2 protein-coding genes are annotated in these 1,915 nt (G+C 66.5%); both read left to right on the forward strand.

The window, feature by feature from the left end:
• Window positions 1–926: TAXI family TRAP transporter solute-binding subunit (locus RMO04_RS08325; protein WP_309644317.1), on the forward strand; the 926-nt coding region annotated here is incomplete at its 5' end.
• A 96-nt stretch (window positions 927–1,022) separates the two neighbouring features.
• The coding region (locus RMO04_RS08330; RefSeq protein ID WP_309644318.1) for a TRAP transporter large permease subunit at window positions 1,023–1,915 on the forward strand (893 nt) is incomplete at its 3' end.

Raw genomic sequence — 1,915 nt, forward strand, 5'->3', positions numbered from 1 at the left:
GTCGGTCTCCTGGCCGAAGTGCCTTCGCCCAGACCCCGGCCTTCTTCCGCATCGGGACTGGCGGCACCGCGGGCACCTATTACCCGGTCGGCGGCCTCATCGCGAACGCGATCTCGAATCCGCCAAACCTCGTCCTCACCGCCCAGGCCTCCAATGGCTCCGTGGCGAACGTGAACGCCATCGCCTCCGGGGCGCTCGAATCCGGCTTCAGCCAGGCGGACGTCGCCTTCTGGGCCCATTCGGGCACCGGCCTCTTCGAGGGCAAGGGCAAGATGGACGACCTGCGCCTCATCGCGAACCTCTATCCAGAGAGCATCCACCTCGTCGCCGCCAAATCCGCGAACATCAAGTCGGTCGCGGATCTCAAGGGCAAGCGCGTCTCCATGGACGAGCCGGGCTCGGGCACGCTCGTGGATTCCCGCATCATCCTCGCGGGCTGGGGCATGAAGGAAAGCGACGTCAAGGCGGACTTCCTGAAGCCGAACCAAGCAGCCGAGAAGATGCGCGACGGCGGCATGGATGCGTTCTTCTTCGTCGGCGGCTATCCGACGAGCGCCATCACCGAGCTTGCGGCAACCGGCGGCGGCGTCGATCTCGTACCCCTCGACGGACAGCAGGCGGAGGCGATCCGCAAGCAGTACACCTTCTTTGCGGCGGACGAGATCCCGGCCAACACCTACAAGAACGTGGGCGCGGTGAAGACCCTTGCGGTCGGCGCCCAGTGGATCGCCTCCGCCAAGGTGCCCGATGCGGTCGTCTATGAGGTCGTGAAGGGCCTGTGGAGCGACAAGACCAGGGCCGCCCTCGATGCGGGCCACGCCAAGGGCAAGCTCATCCGTAAGGAAACCGCGCTCCAGGGCGCGGGCATTCCCATCCATGTGGGCGCCGAGCGCTTCTACAAGGAAGCCGGACTCTCCAAGGCCTAATCCGGCCCATGACCCACCGATCGTGATCCTACCTCCTGCGGCCCGCCGCGGGAGGCTCTTTCATCTGCAGCAATGCCCGCCCCGGACGATACGCTCATGGCCCATGCCGCCCGCGCCGATGTCCTACCGGCCGACGCTGACGCAATCCCGGATGCCCGCAGCCTCGAGGAGAAGTTCGATCCGGAAATGCGGTTTCGGCCGCTCCTGCCGGCGACCGCCTGGGCCGTCGGGGGGCTTCTTCTCGCCCTGTCGGCCTTCCACTACTACACGGCGGGATTTGGCCTGCTGCGGGAGACGACGCACCGCGGCATCCACATGGCCTTCGTGCTGGGTCTGATCTTCCTCGTCTTCACGGCCACCAAGGCCCGGCAGGACGAGCTCCTGCCCTCGACCCGGTACCGTCCGGGGGGCATCGCTCTCGCGGATTGGGTGCTGGCGGCCGCGGCTGCGGTCGCGAGCCTCTACGTGCCCTGGATCTTCAACGAGCTCGCCTTCCGGGTCGGCAACCCGTCGCCGATCGATGTGGCCATGGGGACGATCCTGATCGTCACGCTGCTCGAGGCGACGCGCCGGTCCGTCGGCTGGCCGCTTCCCGTCATCGCCATCGGCGTGATGCTCTATGCCTATTTCGGCACCGCCATGCCGGGCATCCTCAAGCATCCGGGCGCCAGCTGGTCCAACATCTTCAACCACCTCTATCTCACCAGCCAGGGCATCTACGGCATCGCGCTTGGCGTCGTTGCCACATACGTGTTCCACTATGTGCTGTTCGGCGTGCTCGCCACGCGCGTTGGCCTCGGTAAGCTCTTCATCGATCTCGCCTCGTGCCTCGCGGGCCGCTATGCGGGCGGGCCCGCCAAGATCTCGATCTTCGGCTCGGCGCTATTCGGCATGATCTCGGGCTCCTCCATCGCCAACACGGTGACGGTCGGCTCGCTCACCATCCCGATGATGATCCGCCTCGGCTACCAGCGCCATTTCGCGGCCGC

Source organism: Phenylobacterium sp. (assembly GCF_031412415.1).
Classification (GTDB): domain Bacteria; phylum Pseudomonadota; class Alphaproteobacteria; order Caulobacterales; family Caulobacteraceae; genus Phenylobacterium.